Origin of the sequence: uncultured Roseobacter sp., from assembly GCF_947495025.1 — a bacterium.
Taxonomy (GTDB): Bacteria; Pseudomonadota; Alphaproteobacteria; order Rhodobacterales; family Rhodobacteraceae; genus Roseobacter.
This window is the reverse complement of record NZ_CANLXG010000003.1, coordinates 228,713-243,858: the sequence shown is the minus strand read 5'-3', so window position 1 is coordinate 243,858 and position 15,146 is coordinate 228,713. Positions and strand designations below refer to the sequence as shown.

Here is a 15,146-nt window from a genome sequence, read left to right as displayed (position 1 = left end):
ACCTGCAGCGGGAATATTCCTGACCAGAAGAAACGGGGAGCGCGCGCATGCGGCTGACGTGTCCGGTCTGTGGCGAACGTGATCGCCGGGAGTTTTATTACAAGGGCGATGGCGTTGCGCTGAACAGGCCTGCGCCGGACGCGGGGACAGAAGCCTGGGACGACTATGTGCATCTGCGCGATAATCCGGCGGGTGTGACACAGGATCTCTGGCAGCATGATGGTGGCTGTGGGGCGTGGATACTGGTGACACGGAACACAGTGACCCATGAGGTTCTGGCAACCGGGCTTGCCAGGGGCCGGGCGGAGGGAACGCATGAGAGTTGAGGGCAAAGGGCTGATCGACCGGTCGCGCAGTGTGCGCTTTCAGTTCGATTCCATCGGCTATACCGGGTTTGAGGGAGATACTGTTGCCTCAGCACTTCTGGCGGCGGGCCAGCGGGTGATCGCGCGCTCTTTCAAGTATCACCGCCCGCGCGGAGTGATGACGGCGGGGAGTGAAGAACCCAACGGGCTGGTGACCACCGGACGCGGCGCAGGAACCGAGCCCAACGTGCGGGCAACGGTTCAGGAGATATTCGACGGTCTTGAGGTGCGCAGCCAGAACGCCTGGCCGTCGCTGACGTATGACATCATGGAACTGAACGATCTGGTTTCGCCTTTTCTGGGCGCCGGGTTCTACTACAAGACCTTTATGTGGCCCCGGGGCTTCTGGGAGCGCCTGTATGAGCCGGTGATCCGGCGGGCCGCCGGTCTTGGCGGACTGAGTGGCGCCCACAACGAAGACAGATACGAGAAAGCCTGGGCGTTCTGCGATCTGCTGGTCATAGGTTCCGGCCCGGCGGGTCTGATGGCTGCGCTGACGGCTGCGCGGGCCGGCGCTGACGTGATCCTCGCGGAAGAGGACAGCCTGATGGGCGGGCGCCTGAATGCCGAAACGCACGTCCTTGACGGTATGGCGGGCAGCGACTGGGCGGCCGCTGTGGTCTCTGAGCTTGCGGCAATGGACAATGTGCGTCTGATGACCCGTACCACGGTAACAGGGGCCTATGACCAGGGAACATATGGTGCCCTGGAGCGGGTGAGCACCCACCTCAGCGCGCCTGTTTCCGGGATGCCACGCGAAACCTTCTGGCGGATTGTTGCACGTCGCACGGTCCTCGCTGCAGGCGCTCTGGAGCGGCCGGTGGCCTTTGAGAACAATGACCGGCCTGGCATCATGAATGCCGGTGCTGTACGCGCGTATCTGAACCGGTGGGGGGTGCTGGCGGGACAGCGGTTTGTTGTTTTTGGCAACAATGACGACGCACACAGGACCGCGCATGATCTGGTTGCGGCCGGTGCCGAAGTCGCCGGGCTGGTGGACAGCCGCGAGGACGCATCTGTCACGAGTTCTGATTTTCCGGTCTATACCGGTGCCGTGGTGACAGGCAGTTCCGGGCGCATGGGCCTGACCTCTGTAACCGTAAGCGGCGCCGGGATGACACGTACGATCGAGGCCGACTGCCTGGCTGTTTCCGGCGGCTGGAACCCATCGGTACACCTGACCTGTCACATGAATGGCAGGCCGGCATGGCGCGAGGATATCGCCGCTTTTGTTCCTTCGCCCGGGGCAGTGCCGGGCCTCTTTACGGCCGGTGCCTGTCATGGCGATTTCGAAACGACCGGGTGCCTGCAGGGCGGTGCCAGGGCCGCGCGCGAGGCGCTGAAAGAAATCGGCATCAGCGCGAAACCCGGAGACATCCCGTCTGCCACTGATGCAGCTTTTGCGATCAGACCACTCTGGGCTGTGCCGGGCGAAGGCCGGGCCTGGCTGGATTTTCAGAACGACGTAACCGTCAAGGACGTCCGCCAGGCGGCCGCTGAGAATTTCCGGTCCGTCGAACATATGAAGCGCTATACCACGCAGGGCATGGCGCCGGACCAGGGCAAGAATTCCAATATCGGCGCTCTGGCGGTACTGGCTGATGCGACGGGGCGGGGGATACCGGAGACAGGAACGACGACCTACCGGCCACCTTTCGTGCCGGTATCGATTGCGGCCATGGGGGCAGGGGCACAGGGTAAAGGATTTGCGCCCGAGCGCTTTACGACATCCCATTCGGCCAGTACCGGCATGGGCGCGCCGATGATCGAGGCGGGGCTCTGGTACCGTCCGTCGTATTTTCCGCGGTCCGGAGAACAGACCTGGCGCGAAGCCTGTGACCGGGAAGTTGGTTTTGTGCGCAGTGCCGTCGGTGTCTGCGATGTCTCGACGCTGGGCAAGATTGATATACAGGGTCCGGGCGCCGCAGCGCTGCTGGATTTTGTCTATGCCAACACCTTTTCAACCCTCAGGGAAGGCCGCGTGCGCTACGGGCTTATGCTCCGCGAGGACGGCCACGTCATGGATGACGGCACCACCGCACGGCTGGGGCCTGAACACTATGTGATGACCACAACAACGGCAGCAGCCGGCAATGTCATGCAGCACCTGGAATTTGTGCATCAGGTTCTGAGACCTGACCTGAACGTGCGTATGACTTCTGTGACTGAGCAATGGGCACAGTTTGCGGTGGCGGGGCCAAAGTCACGTGAACTGCTGAACGAACTGCTGGACGCTCCTCTCGACAATGACACATGGCCATTCATGTCCTGTGGTCCTGTATCTCTGTGCGGTGTCGCGGGCCGATTGTTCCGTATTTCCTTCTCGGGAGAGCACGCCTATGAAATTGCGGTGCCGGCACGCTACGGAGACAGTCTGTTCCGGACGCTCGTTGACGGGGCCGAAAGGTCGGGCGGCGGTGCATATGGTATGGAAGCGCTGAACGTGCTGCGGATTGAAAAAGGTCACATAACGCATTCGGAAATCCATGGGCGCACCACTGCGTTTGATATCGGATTCGCACGGATGGTCAGTGCGAAGAAGGACTGTATCGGCCAGACAATGGCCGCCCGCGAAGGTCTGGTGGATCCGGGGCGCCAGCGTCTGGTCGGGCTCAGGCCCGTCAGCCGCACGGGCGAAATGACCGCCGGGGCACATCTGTTTAATTCCGGTACACCGACCACCCGTGTGCATGATCAGGGATATGTTACGTCTGTCGCCTTCTCGCCGACGCTGGGCCACATGATCGGCCTTGGGTTCATCGCGCGCGGGCCAGAGCGCGTGGGAGAAACCGTGCGCCTTGTCGACGGGTTGCGGAACATCGAAACGGACGTTGAAATCTGTGACCCTGTGTTTGTCGATCCGGAAGGAGGGCGTCTGCGTGGCTGAACTGATCGCCAGAAGCCCCTGTGAGGGGTTGTTGCCGCTGACTGTCGGAAAGGTTTCGCTCGAAGAGGCGGAAATGGGTGTGCTGACGACGCTTGCGCCGTATCAGGGGCAGGAAAAGGCATTTTCCGCCGCACTTGAGACTGCGCACGGTATGGCTTTCCCGTCGCCGAACCGGTCCACGGGCAGGGCAGGTGCCCGGGCAATCTGGTTTGGCAGAGACACGGCGCTGCTTGCCGGGCCGGCGCCGGATGCATCACTGACCGGAACGGCCGCACTGACCGATCAGTCCGACGCCTGGGCGGCTGTTACACTGACCGGTCCCGGTGCTGACGACGTGCTGGCGCGCCTCGTCCCGGTGGACCTGCGCGTTACGGCGTTTCGCCGCGGCCATACTGTGCGCAGCCAGATCACGCATATGAACGCATCTGTTACACGAACAGGGGCCGACAGTTTTCTGATCCTGGTGTTCCGTTCTATGGCCAGTACCCTGGTGCACGAGCTCAAAACAGCTATGGAAGGTGTTGCCGCGCGGGGTTAAACTGGCGGAAATCACCGGAGGTTACCTATGCTGCGTTTTATTGTTCCTGTTGTTTTCGCCCTGACTGCCCTGCCTGTGGCCGCACAGACAGAAAAAGAGATCAGCTGTGGGCACCAGTCCGACGTCGTCGCCGCTGTCAAACAGGCGCGCCTTGATGGCGTGAAAGAACGCGACCTGCCCGCGACGCTTTCAGCGGACGCGTCCTGGCCGGAAAAGTACAATAACATCATCCCTCTTCTGGCGCCGGCCATCTATGAAAAAAAGCGCGGCGATCTGAAAAACGAGGATCTGAAAAGCTGGTGGTACGAGGAGTGCCTGAAGCTGGGTCAGTGACCTCAGCCGGTTTTTCCTGTCAGTACGGAACGGCCTTTTTCCCCGGGGCAGACGGTTGCGGGTGGACTCGCCGCCGGGGCTTGCCGATAAACGTTGAATGAGCCTGCCACCCGGATTCCTGGATGAACTGCGCACCCGCCTGAGCCTGACCTCGGTGGTCGGGCGCAAGGTCATGTGGGACGCGCGCAAATCCAACCAGGCCAAGGGTGACATGTGGGCACCTTGCCCCTTTCATCAGGAGAAATCGGCGTCGTTTCATGTCGATGACCGCAAAGGGTTCTATTACTGCTTTGGCTGTCATGCAAAGGGTGATGCGATCTCCTTTGTGCGCGAAACCGAGAATGTTGGTTTTATGGAGGCTGTTGGCATCCTGGCCGGTGAGGCGGGCATGACCATGCCCGAGCGCGACCCGCTGGCGCAGGAAAAAGCGGACCGCCGGACGGAACTGGCTGACGTGATGGAGATGGCTGTCCGGTTTTTCCGGTTGCAGCTGAATACCGGTGCCGCGGCCGAGGCGCGGGCTTACCTTGACCGTCGCGGGCTGGACGCCGGAGCGCTGGAGCGCTGGGAGATCGGGTTTGCGCCGGATCAGTGGCAGGGACTCTGGGATCACCTGAAGGGCAAGAATGTTGCTGACGAGCTGATCCTGGGCGCAGGGCTGGCCAAGCCGTCCGCTAAAGGTGGCAAGCCCTATGACACCTTCCGTGGTCGTATCATATTTCCGATCCGCGATGCCCGGGGCCGCGCGACAGCCTTTGGCGGGCGGGCGATGGACCCCGGCGACAACGCCAAGTACCTGAATTCGCCGGAGACCGAGCTGTTTGACAAAGGGCGCAGCCTTTACAATCACGGACCTGCGAGAACGGCGGCGGGTAAGGGCGCACAACTGATCGTCGCCGAAGGCTATATGGATGTCATTGCGCTGGCCTCTGCCGGGTTTGAGGCCGCTGTGGCGCCACTGGGGACAGCGATAACAGAAAGCCAGCTGCAGATGCTGTGGCGGATCGCGCCGGAACCGGTGATTGCCCTTGATGGCGATAACGCAGGGCTGCGCGCCGCGATGCGCCTGATCGATCTTGCACTGCCTCTGCTGGAGGCAGGCCGGTCCCTGCGGTTCGCACTGATGCCTGAAGGGCAGGATCCGGATGATCTTTTGCGCTCACAGGGGCCGGGTGCCCTGCAGAAGCTGCTGGACGGAGCGATGCCCATGGTCAGCCTGCTGTGGCAGCGGGAAACAGAAGGGCGCGTTTTCGACAGCCCTGAACGCAAGGCGGCTCTGGACAAAGCGCTTCGGGAAAAGATTCAGCTGATCAGGGACCCTTCGATCCGCAGCCATTACGGGCAGGAAATCAAGGATCTGCGCTGGCAGCTCTTCCGGCACCGGCGGACAGGCAGCAAGGGTTCCGGCACACGCGGGACTTGGCAGAAACCACCGGCGCACGCACTTGCGACAACCCGCGCCTCTGTTCTGGCAACCGCCGAAAGCGATGCGGCAACGGAGCGGCTGCGTGAGGCCGTTATTCTGGCGGTGCTTGTAACCCGGCCCGCGCTCATCGAGGAATTTGAGACGGGGCTGGAACAGATGCGTTGTTCCGATCCGTTCCACCACACTCTCCGGAATACGCTCCTGCAGGCAGCGGGCCAGCCCGAAGCCGGGTGCCGGGCGATACTGGACGAGAAAATTGGCGCAGACGCCCTTGAAAACCTGCTATCGCAGCGCCACGTGTCGGTGGTGCCGTGTATCCGCGCGCCGGGTGATCCGGACAAAGCGCGCATGACCGTTGCCGAGGAGCTTGCCAAGCTGAGCAGTGAACGCGGACTGACCGCAGAAATCAGCGAAGCAGCAGAAGATATGTCAGGTGAGGCCGACGAAGGTCTGACCTGGCGCCTGTCAGAGGCAGCGCGCGCGGCCGACATTGCGCGACGCAGCGGACAGGAAGACAGAGCCGAGTACGACGTAGGTGACAACGGGATGCGAATCAGTCGTGACGAACGCAGTGCATTCGACGCGCTGTTGCAGACCATACAGAAGCAAAAAACGCACGATTAACCATATCTGAATACGTAAGATGCAGAAATTCGGGTGTATCGGGTGGAAGATTTCCCAAAAACACTAGATGATTCTTGAGTGATTCGGCGCAGCGAATCGATTCGGATGCAGGAGTTTTGAATGGCCGCGAAAGACACCAGTGAAGACGCCAAACCCGACGACCAGGAAGCCGGTCACTCTCTCGATATGAGCCAGGCCGCCGTCAAAAAGATGATCGGCGAGGCGCGCGAGAAGGGATACATCACATACGACCAGCTCAACACGGTCCTGCCGCCTGATCAGGTGAGTTCGGAGCAGATTGAGGACGTGATGTCGATGCTCTCCGAGATGGGCATCAACATCATCGAAGACGAGGATGCCGAGGACGAAGAGGCCAAAGGTTCCACCGAACTGACCACGACAGATGGCGCGCGCGAGGTTGCCGTTTCGTCTGGTACAGCTGAAAAGCTGGACCGTACTGATGACCCGGTGCGGATGTACCTGCGCGAGATGGGCTCGGTCGAGCTGCTGAGCCGCGAGGGCGAAATCGCCATCGCCAAACGGATCGAAGCCGGTCGCAATACGATGATTGCCGGCCTGTGCGAAAGCCCGCTGACGTTCCAGGCGATCACGATCTGGCGCGACGAACTGCTGTCAGAGGAAATTCTGCTGCGCGATGTGATCGACCTCGAAGCGACCTTCGGCAATCAGATGGACGAAGACGGGGCCGTGGACGAGCCTGTTGTTGCCGCAGACGGCACCGCCGTTAAAAAAGAGGACGACAGCCCCGAACTCGACGCCGACGGCAACCCGATTGCCCAGGACGATGACGACGATGAGGACGAACAGGCCAACATGAGCCTTGCGGCCATGGAAGCAGCGCTCAAGCCGCAGGTGCTGGAAGCGCTCGACATCATTGCCGACGATTACGTCAAGCTCAGCGAAATGCAGGACAGCCGGATTTCTGCCACCCTGAACGAGGACGGGACTTTTTCACAGGCGGATGAGGATCTTTATCAGAAGCTGCGGTCAGAGATCGTGTTGCTGGTGAATGAACTGCACCTGCACAACAACCGTATCGAGGCGCTGATCGACCAGCTCTATGGCATCAACCGCCGCATCATGCAGATTGACTCTGCGATGGTGAAGCTTGCTGATCAGGCGCGGATCAACCGCCGTGAATTTATCGAAGAGTACCGGGGCTACGAGCTTGATCCGAACTGGATGGAGCGGATGGCCGAGAAGTCCGGTCGTGGCTGGCAGATGTTCATCGAACGCTCCACTGACAAGGTCGAGGAACTGCGCGCGGATATGGCGCAGGTCGGCCAGTATGTTGGCCTCGATATCTCAGAGTTCCGCCGCATCGTGCAACAGGTGCAAAAGGGTGAAAAGGAAGCGCGTCAGGCCAAAAAAGAAATGGTCGAGGCGAACCTGCGTCTGGTGATCTCGATCGCCAAGAAATACACGAACCGTGGTCTGCAGTTCCTTGATCTCATTCAGGAAGGTAACATCGGCCTGATGAAGGCGGTGGACAAGTTTGAGTACCGCCGCGGCTATAAATTCTCCACATATGCGACGTGGTGGATCAGGCAGGCGATTACCCGGTCCATCGCGGATCAGGCGCGCACGATCCGTATTCCGGTGCATATGATCGAGACGATCAACAAGCTGGTCCGGACAGGCCGCCAGATGCTGCACGAGATTGGTCGCGAACCGACGCCGGAAGAGCTGGCCGAGAAACTGCAGATGCCGCTTGAGAAGGTCCGCAAGGTGATGAAGATCGCCAAGGAGCCGATCTCCCTTGAGACGCCGATTGGCGACGAGGAAGACAGCCAGCTGGGTGATTTCATCGAGGATAAGAATGCTGTGCTGCCGCTGGACAGCGCCATTCAGGAAAACCTCAAGGAAACCACGACCCGCGTACTGGCGTCACTCACGCCGCGCGAAGAGCGCGTGCTGCGCATGCGCTTTGGCATCGGGATGAACACCGACCACACGCTCGAAGAGGTGGGCCAGCAGTTCAGCGTGACGCGCGAACGTATCCGCCAGATTGAGGCAAAGGCGCTGCGTAAGCTCAAGCATCCTTCGCGGTCGCGCAAACTGCGGAGTTTCCTCGATCAGTAACTCGCCGCGATGAGGTTGTTCCAGGGGGATCGCCGACGATCAGTTTCGCGTCGAATGGTTGCGCTGACTGAAGAATACCTGGCCGACGAAGCGCTTCTTGCCCCTAACGCGGATTCGAGCGGATCGGGCGCTGCAATGCTTGGTTTGATCGGTTTCGAAATCTACCTGAAGTCAATCGCGATGTCCGAAACCGGGCACCGCCCCAGGAACCATGACTTTCTGACAATCTGGAAGAGTCTGCCGGTTCCTGTTCGCAGAGAGTTGCTGGCCGACGCCAAAACGCGTTTCACGGTTCACGCCGATTTTCGGGATATTGACCGGTTGTTCGCAGCTTTAAAGAAGGCTTTTGAAAAAGGACGCTACCTTTACGAAGCAAACGATGACCGTACCGATGCGGACACAAAAAGGGCAGGCGAAGACTGGATTTCGGAAGGCGCAGCCTTGGAAACTGCTGACATTGCATATTACCCACTGGAGCGAGCCGCACTGATCTGGGCATTCCGCAGATATTGGCAGGCACAGGAACTTTGTGACTGACCTGTCTCGGAACTGCACTGGTACCGGGGAGCTTTCCACAACGCTTATTTGCGGGTCAGGAAGCAGGGAGTGATCCGCCGGGCGACATCCTTTCCAGCGTATGCGCTGCACGCTAGGTTAGACGTAACAGGAAGAGGGGAGCACCTATGTCATTTTTCAAAAACCTTTTCGGCGGCGGCGGGAACAGATCACCCGAGGTTGAACCCGTGACCCACAAGGGCTTCCGCATTACGCCAACACCGATTGCCGAGGGGAATACGTTCCGCATATCGGCGACCGTCGAAAAAGAGATTGAAGGTGAAACACGCAGCCATACGCTGATCCGCGCGGATACACTGCAGGGTCGTGAAGCGGCGGAAGAAGCGTCGGTCAGCAAGGCCAAACAGGTCATCGATGAGCAGGGCGATCGTATTTTCCGGTGAGTTCCTGTCAGCCTCTGTTGTCGCGGGGGCATAGCTGCCGGACCAATCCTTCCATAGCGCGTCAACCCGTTTGGCGGATGCGGAAAGTCGCTATAGGTTTCTCTGTGACCGAACGGAGAAAGGAATGCCGATGCGCGCACTGGTTCTGGGATGCATTCTGACTGTACTGGCAATGCCGGTCACCGCCCGGTTTTATCTGACGATCAACCGGCTGGAAGTGAACGAGATGTCGGCGAATACCTTTGAGGTCATCGAAAGCCGTGGTGCCGGGGCCCGGGACATCTGGTGCGCCGCTGCCGACTATACGCAGCGGACCGGGCGCGATGGTCCCCGCAAACGCCTGTACATCCTGACGCCACGCGGGCCATCTCAAACGGTGCCGGGAGAAACCGGTGTTGGGTTTACCCTGGCGCCGGATGATGCACTGAAGAACACCCCGCCGTCCTATTCGGTCTCGGTGCGCCGGAAAGGCGAGAACCTCCCGGTGCATCATGCCCATCAGTTCTGTGACGTGGCCGTAGACGATTTCCTGGATCGCTTCTGAGCGTTCCGCACAGCCGGGCCGGAGACTGACATCATGAAGTTGATTGATATTCATACCGATGGTCCGGGGCTTTATGAGTTCACCCGGACGCTCGCTGACCTTGCGCAGGGGCGCGGGGACGGGGTTGTGGTGGTTATGGTGCGGCATACCTCTGCTTCGCTGCTCGTTCAGGAAAATGCAGATCCGGACGTGCAGCACGATCTGCGCGCGTTTTTCGACCGGCTGGTACCACCGTCGGACGACCCATCCATGCGGTATCTGCGCCATACGATGGAAGGCCCTGACGACATGCCGGCGCATATCAAGGCGGCCATGATGCCGGTGACGCTGTCCATTCCCTTCCAGAACGGCAGGCTGGCTCTGGGCACCTGGCAGGGCATTTATCTGTTCGAACACCGGCGGCATCCGCACCGTCGCCAGGTGGCGGTGCAGTTCCTTTCGTCGTGATAAAGCCACGATCCGCCACTAAATGAGGCGGTCGGATTTCTCCTCTACCCAAAACTTAGTCCGTGGCCTATAAGTATCGCCAAGTGGGGCGCTGACCCCACAAAAGAGGCAGAGAACTGGAGAAGGGGGACGGCCCATGCGCTGCCCGTTTTGCGGAAATATAGACACTCAGGTCAAAGACAGCCGCCCGGCGGAGGATCACGTTTCGATCCGGCGGCGCCGGTTCTGTCCGGCCTGCGGCGGTCGGTTTACGACCTATGAGCGGGTACAGCTGAGAGACCTCGTGGTGATCAAGTCCAACGGCAAGCGCGAGGATTTTGATCGCGACAAGCTGGAGCGGTCAATACGTATATCCATGCAGAAGCGCCCCATAGATCCCGAACGTATCGACCAGATGATATCGGGTATTGTCCGGCGGCTGGAAAGCATGGGCGAAACCGACATCAACTCCAAGCAGATCGGTGAGATCGTCATGGAAGCGCTGGCCCGTATTGATACGGTTGCCTATGTGCGGTTTGCCAGTGTTTACAAGAACTTCCAGGCTGCTGATGACTTTGATAAATTTGTGAGCGAGCTGCGGCCCGACGTGCCGCCGGAAGAGTGAGTAACGACCAGCGGTTCATGGCACTGGCGCTCGGTCTGGGGCGCCGCGGGCTGGGACGCGTCTGGCCCAATCCCGCTGTCGGCTGCGTCATTGTCCGAAACGGCATCATTGTCGGGCGCGGCTGGACACAACCGGGCGGGCGGCCGCACGCGGAAACCATGGCGCTTGAACAGGCCGGTGCTGCGGCGGGTGGTGCCGATGCTTTCGTCTCGCTGGAACCCTGTGCTCACCACGGACAGACCCCTCCCTGTGCGCAGGCTTTGATTGATGCCGGTGTGGCACGGGTAATTTATGCGACGCCGGACCCGGACCCGCGTGTTGCGGGGCAGGGTGCGCGCATGCTGGAAGAGGCGGGTATCCCGGTTGTCTCCGGGGTGCTGCAGGACGAGGCACTCGAAGCCAACGCTGGGTTTTTCGCACGCGTGGAACTGGACCGCCCGTTCCTGACCCTTAAGCTCGCGAGCAGTTTTGATGGTCGGATCGCAACGGGCACTGGGCAGAGCCAGTGGATCACCGGCGCACAGGCGCGCCGCCATGTTCATGCAATGCGCGCCCGCCATGATGCCGTGATGGTGGGCGGCGGCACAGCGCGCAAGGACGACCCGTCTCTTACCGTGCGCGGTCTTGGAACCAGCTGGCAGCCGGTACGGGTGGTTGTGAGCCGCAGGCTGGATCTGCCGCTCATGGGCGCGCTGGCGCGCACGGCCCGCGAAACACCAGTGATCCTGTGCCATGGTCGCGACGCAGACCAGAACCTCGTACAGACGTGGGAAGATCTGGGGGCTGTTCTGCTGCCCTGTGCCACGGTCGGTGCGCAGCTGGATCCGGTCGACATCATGCGGCAACTGGCAGCTCACGGTCTGACACGTGTCTTCTGTGAAGGTGGCAGCGCTCTGGCGGCGTCGCTCGTCGAAGCGGATCTCGTTGATCAGCTTGTCGGGTATACAGCGGGGCTGGGGATCGGTGCCGAGGGGCTTCCCTCGATCGGGGCTCTTGGCCTTGGCCGGCTGGAGCAAGCGGGCCGCTACCGGCTGGTTTCATGTGCGACTGTGGGCGAAGATGTCCTGCACATCTGGCGCAGACCACGTTCCTGAACCGGAACTGAGGGGTGTTTCAGCGCCGCCAGCGATGCGCCTGACCGGCGAAAAGGCCCTGCAGCTTCGCCAACAGCCTGTGCGTCGGTCCGCGCGGTGGTGCAGCGCCCTCGGACAGCCGGAGCACTGCTGTTTCTACGGGGCAGGGCAACCCGGTTATCGGATCAGTGTAGCGCGGATAATCGATCAGACAGGCATGTACCAGGCCGGCCAGCGTGGGTTTTGCGCGTCTGCGCGGGGGAATGTCTCCGAGGTCTGTCGTCAGACCCCAGCCGGCGTAAAAGGGGGCGCCGGTTGTTGTGACCGGAACACCCCTGATCAGGGCTTCAAACCCAATGAGGGACGTCATGGTCCAGACTTCGGATACGGCTTCCAGAGCTGCTGATGCCGAAACATTGCCAGGAGTAACATCAACGAGGTCACCAGGGATATCGCCGCCTTCGCGCAGACCGGCCAGAACATCAGGGTGCGGTTTGTAAACGATCACGGCATCCGGGTGCGCCCTGCGGGCGGCCTGCAACAGAGCCGCGTTGTCCGAAATGCGACCCGCACCTTTGCGCACAGATGCATCGTCTACGATCTGACCTGCAACCAGAACGCGGTGCCCTTCCGGCAGACCAGGCATCTGGCCTCCGGTGTTATATTTGCTCAGACCGCGATCGCGAAGCGTGCGGATCAGTGCGCGGGCCCGCCGGTCCTGATCGGGCCGCAGCTCCGCGCGCGCCGCGATCAGCGCTTCGAGCCTGCCCGGCTGCGCCGGATCATAGTAAATGCCTGTTTTGTCGGTCACCAGAGACAGGGCCGGTACCAGTTCTGCCCCGAGGCCCCGGGAGCGCAGAAACCCGTCTTCGACCTGTGTCGCGTCCCGATGGCCGATGGTTGCTTTTCCGGCCCAGACCATCCATGGGCGACCCGTCGCGCGGGCCTTGCCGGGATCGTCCTCAAAGATGACAGGCTGCCATCGGCCGAAAGTCTGTTGCAGGCTGCTGCGCTTCCACATGCGCATTTCCGAGGCGACCCAGCCCTGGTGGTCCTCGCGCCAGGCGCGGGCCTCGGCAGCCATGATTTCCAGTGCCTCGGTGCCGCTGCACAGATCATCTGTGAACGGGCTGTACCATTTCGGATAGAGCAGCATCGCGCCGGCAAAAAGCTGTGCACGTGTCAGTTTCCGCTGGCGACGCTGCACCGGAAACTCATCTTCCGTCAGACCCCACCCTGCATAAAAAGGCTGTCCGAAAACGCGGGGACGATGGCCTGAAAAAATGGCGTCAAACCCGGTCTGAGAAGACACGGTGTAGACACCGATTGCCCCCTCAAACAGTGTCTGGTTGCTGATCGGGTCCGTCAGAAAATGGATATCACCGCCTGCATCCTGCGGTTCAAAGTATCCGTCGCGGTGCCCCTGAAGTGTTTCCGGGTGGCTTTTGATCAGAATGGGTGCGCCGGGGTGTTCCTCCCGCGCGACGAACAGCATTTCGAGAAACCTGTTCCGGTCGGCGCCGCTGGCTGTCACCGAGGCGTCGCCGCGGGTCTGGTCGATGACCAGAACGTATCCGGGCGGGGGTGGCGGCAGATCTGTGCGCACTGCACTGAATTTGCCCAGATGCGCCTCGTTAAAACGCGCCATACCGCCACGTGCAGCGTCCAGCAATACTGTGTCATCAAGCGGGTGCGTGGCCAGCAGCACCTCAAGATCCGATGGCTGCGCCGGGTCGTAGTGCGCGCCTTTCGTATCGATGGTCAACCCCAGCGGTGGCTCGCCCGCGCGGCCGGGGCGCAGTGATCTCAGAAAGGCGTCTTCGACACGTACCAGACCTGCGCTGCGTGCTTCTGCCACGCCCTCGCCGCGGTGTGCGGTGGGGCTGTTGCCCCACACACCTACCAGGTCCTCGGCACCTGGACGCCCCAGTGCAACCGTAAAACCTGCGAGCTGGAGAATGCGTTTCACGCGCGGCTGGGTCAGAAAACCGCCGTTGTAAACGTAAATCCGCCGGGCGCATTCGGGCCCGGCGGTATCAGAGATGGAAGGATCGCGGCCCACGCGCCGTCAGTTGGCGAGCTGATCGACATTCGCCAGCGGTGCGACGAGGGACCCGAAGATTGCGGCGATCGTTTTGTTCCACTGGGCCAGCGGGGCCTCAGTGACATAAAGCGTGTCGCCGTCACGGATTACGAAATCCCGCGCACGGAAAAGTCCGTTGGGCTGTGTCAGATCGAGGACATAGATCATGCGTTGCGCGCCCACCAGATCATCGCGCCCCAGCACTTCGGCGGCGATAACGTCCGGCTCGTTGCGGAACACAAAGACACCCGTGGCGTCAGAGGAACTGGAAACAAGGCCGCCCACCTGTGCGATGGCCTCCAGAGCCGACAGGTTCTGCGATTCAAAAGATACACGTGCCTGGGTGCCGGTGGCGCCCAGTGATGTGAAGGAACGGGTGTCTTCCTCAACAAGGATACGGTCACCGCCCCGCAGTGCGATATCCAGCTCGGGATAGCTGTAGAGGTCCTGGAACCAGATGCGGCCCGATTCGTGACCACGCAGAACCGTGATCTGTGCAATCTCCGGCTCGATGGTCACACCACCCGCGCGTGCCAGCATTGTCGACAGTGTCCTGGTCGGCCGTTCAATGGCATAGACGCCCTGGCCGCCAACCGCACCGACAAGAGAGACGGTCGAGCCGTCGCCGGCCATACGGCGCACTTCGACCTGCGGGTCGGGTGTCTGTTCTTCGAGGCGTTCCGTGATGATGCGACGGATGGCTTCAGGAGAGTTCCCCGCTGCACGGATGCGACCGGCATAGGGGACAAAGATAAAGCCCGCGCCGTCGACCTGTACGGTTTCCAGGAGCGTCGCGTTCTGTGTCTCTCCGACAAGCAGGCCGTCGTCAACGTTTTCCCAGATCGTCAGACCCAGCACGTCACCGGCCTGGATTGTATCGGACCCCATAAGACCCGCATTCTGGAAGGTGTCCGAAAACCCAAGGGCAGGCACGACAGCTGTCGCGCGGGTGACCCGGTCGTTGACCTCTACCACAAAGGCGTCGCCTTCCTGCTGCACAGACCCGCTGTAGATCTGTTTCTTGTTCGGGCCTGTTTTGGGAAGTCCGCACGACGATAAGACGGCCAGGGCCGCCACTACAGCGATGGGGTGCGCCCACCGGATGCCGAAAGGTTTCACTGCTCGGTCTCCTCGACCTGATTTTCTGCCTCATACCGCCG

General features: G+C 61.0%; 14 protein-coding genes. 12 read left to right on the top strand and 2 right to left on the bottom strand.

What is annotated here, in order from left to right; genetic code table 11:
• Window positions 1-47: 47 nt before the first annotated feature.
• The 12 genes from Q0792_RS15365 to ribD all read left to right on the top strand — a co-directional run bounded on the left by Q0792_RS15365 (window position 48) and on the right by ribD (window position 11,924).
• Window positions 48-326 (top strand): sarcosine oxidase subunit delta, encoded by a 279-nt coding sequence (locus Q0792_RS15365; protein ID WP_298842650.1) that lies wholly within the window; start codon window positions 48-50, stop codon window positions 324-326.
• Window positions 316-3,252 carry a sarcosine oxidase subunit alpha family protein gene (locus tag Q0792_RS15360; RefSeq protein ID WP_298842647.1) on the top strand — a complete coding sequence of 979 codons (2,937 nt, stop codon included), beginning with the start codon at window positions 316-318 and terminating at the stop codon, window positions 3,250-3,252. The genes Q0792_RS15365 and Q0792_RS15360 overlap by 11 nt, the downstream gene beginning before the upstream one ends.
• On the top strand, window positions 3,245-3,790 hold the full coding sequence (locus Q0792_RS15355; protein WP_298842644.1) for a sarcosine oxidase subunit gamma: 546 nt from the start codon (window positions 3,245-3,247) through the stop codon (window positions 3,788-3,790). Before Q0792_RS15360 ends, Q0792_RS15355 begins: the two co-directional genes overlap by 8 nt.
• Before the next feature lie 27 nt (window positions 3,791-3,817).
• Complete coding sequence (locus Q0792_RS15350) at window positions 3,818-4,123, top strand: hypothetical protein (RefSeq protein ID WP_298842640.1); 306 nt, start codon at window positions 3,818-3,820, stop codon at window positions 4,121-4,123.
• A 97-nt stretch (window positions 4,124-4,220) separates the two neighbouring features.
• Window positions 4,221-6,173 (top strand): DNA primase, encoded by a 1,953-nt coding sequence (gene dnaG, locus Q0792_RS15345; RefSeq protein ID WP_298842637.1) that lies wholly within the window; start codon window positions 4,221-4,223, stop codon window positions 6,171-6,173.
• 120 nt (window positions 6,174-6,293) lie between these two features.
• Window positions 6,294-8,276, top strand: coding sequence for an RNA polymerase sigma factor RpoD (rpoD, locus tag Q0792_RS15340; protein WP_298842634.1), 1,983 nt, complete (start codon window positions 6,294-6,296; stop codon window positions 8,274-8,276).
• Window positions 8,277-8,330: 54 nt separating this feature from the next.
• Complete coding sequence (locus tag Q0792_RS15335) at window positions 8,331-8,813, top strand: hypothetical protein (protein ID WP_298842631.1); 483 nt, start codon at window positions 8,331-8,333, stop codon at window positions 8,811-8,813.
• A 146-nt stretch (window positions 8,814-8,959) separates the two neighbouring features.
• Window positions 8,960-9,235 (top strand): HlyU family transcriptional regulator, encoded by a 276-nt coding sequence (locus Q0792_RS15330; protein WP_298842629.1) that lies wholly within the window; start codon window positions 8,960-8,962, stop codon window positions 9,233-9,235.
• Window positions 9,236-9,359: 124 nt separating this feature from the next.
• On the top strand, window positions 9,360-9,779 hold the full coding sequence (locus Q0792_RS15325) for a hypothetical protein (protein ID WP_298842626.1): 420 nt from the start codon (window positions 9,360-9,362) through the stop codon (window positions 9,777-9,779).
• A 33-nt stretch (window positions 9,780-9,812) separates the two neighbouring features.
• Window positions 9,813-10,226, top strand: a complete 414-nt coding sequence (locus Q0792_RS15320) for a secondary thiamine-phosphate synthase enzyme YjbQ (protein ID WP_298842624.1) — start codon at window positions 9,813-9,815, stop codon at window positions 10,224-10,226.
• Window positions 10,227-10,362: 136 nt separating this feature from the next.
• Window positions 10,363-10,830, top strand: a complete 468-nt coding sequence (gene nrdR, locus Q0792_RS15315; protein WP_169639892.1) for a transcriptional regulator NrdR — start codon at window positions 10,363-10,365, stop codon at window positions 10,828-10,830.
• On the top strand, window positions 10,827-11,924 hold the full coding sequence (gene ribD, locus Q0792_RS15310) for a bifunctional diaminohydroxyphosphoribosylaminopyrimidine deaminase/5-amino-6-(5-phosphoribosylamino)uracil reductase RibD (protein WP_298842622.1): 1,098 nt from the start codon (window positions 10,827-10,829) through the stop codon (window positions 11,922-11,924). The genes nrdR and ribD overlap by 4 nt, the downstream gene beginning before the upstream one ends.
• 19 nt (window positions 11,925-11,943) lie before the next feature.
• Here ribD and Q0792_RS15305 read toward each other — a convergent pair whose 3' ends face one another.
• Both Q0792_RS15305 and Q0792_RS15300 read right to left on the bottom strand, forming a co-directional pair.
• Window positions 11,944-13,965 carry a capsular polysaccharide biosynthesis protein gene (locus tag Q0792_RS15305; protein WP_298842619.1) on the bottom strand — a complete coding sequence of 674 codons (2,022 nt, stop codon included), beginning with the start codon at window positions 13,963-13,965 and terminating at the stop codon, window positions 11,944-11,946.
• Window positions 13,966-13,971: 6 nt separating this feature from the next.
• Window positions 13,972-15,105: a polysaccharide biosynthesis/export family protein gene (locus Q0792_RS15300; protein WP_298842616.1), complete on the bottom strand. Its 1,134-nt coding sequence runs from the start codon at window positions 15,103-15,105 to the stop codon at window positions 13,972-13,974.
• Window positions 15,106-15,146 lie beyond the last annotated feature (41 nt).

Bases quoted from the DNA above. Each gene is read 5' to 3' on its own strand.
- Q0792_RS15350 (WP_298842640.1), top strand. From the start codon at position 3,818: ATGCTGCGTTTTATTGTTCCTGTTGTTTTCGCCCTGACTGCCCTGCCT.
- Q0792_RS15335 (WP_298842631.1), top strand. From the start codon at position 8,331: ATGGTTGCGCTGACTGAAGAATACCTGGCCGACGAAGCGCTTCTTGCC.
- Q0792_RS15330 (WP_298842629.1), top strand. From the start codon at position 8,960: ATGTCATTTTTCAAAAACCTTTTCGGCGGCGGCGGGAACAGATCACCC.
- nrdR (WP_169639892.1), top strand. From the start codon at position 10,363: ATGCGCTGCCCGTTTTGCGGAAATATAGACACTCAGGTCAAAGACAGC.
- Q0792_RS15360 (WP_298842647.1), top strand. From the start codon at position 316: ATGAGAGTTGAGGGCAAAGGGCTGATCGACCGGTCGCGCAGTGTGCGC.
- Q0792_RS15365 (WP_298842650.1), top strand. From the start codon at position 48: ATGCGGCTGACGTGTCCGGTCTGTGGCGAACGTGATCGCCGGGAGTTT.
- Q0792_RS15325 (WP_298842626.1), top strand. From the start codon at position 9,360: ATGCCGATGCGCGCACTGGTTCTGGGATGCATTCTGACTGTACTGGCA.
- rpoD (WP_298842634.1), top strand. From the start codon at position 6,294: ATGGCCGCGAAAGACACCAGTGAAGACGCCAAACCCGACGACCAGGAA.
- Q0792_RS15320 (WP_298842624.1), top strand. From the start codon at position 9,813: ATGAAGTTGATTGATATTCATACCGATGGTCCGGGGCTTTATGAGTTC.
- dnaG (WP_298842637.1), top strand. From the start codon at position 4,221: ATGAGCCTGCCACCCGGATTCCTGGATGAACTGCGCACCCGCCTGAGC.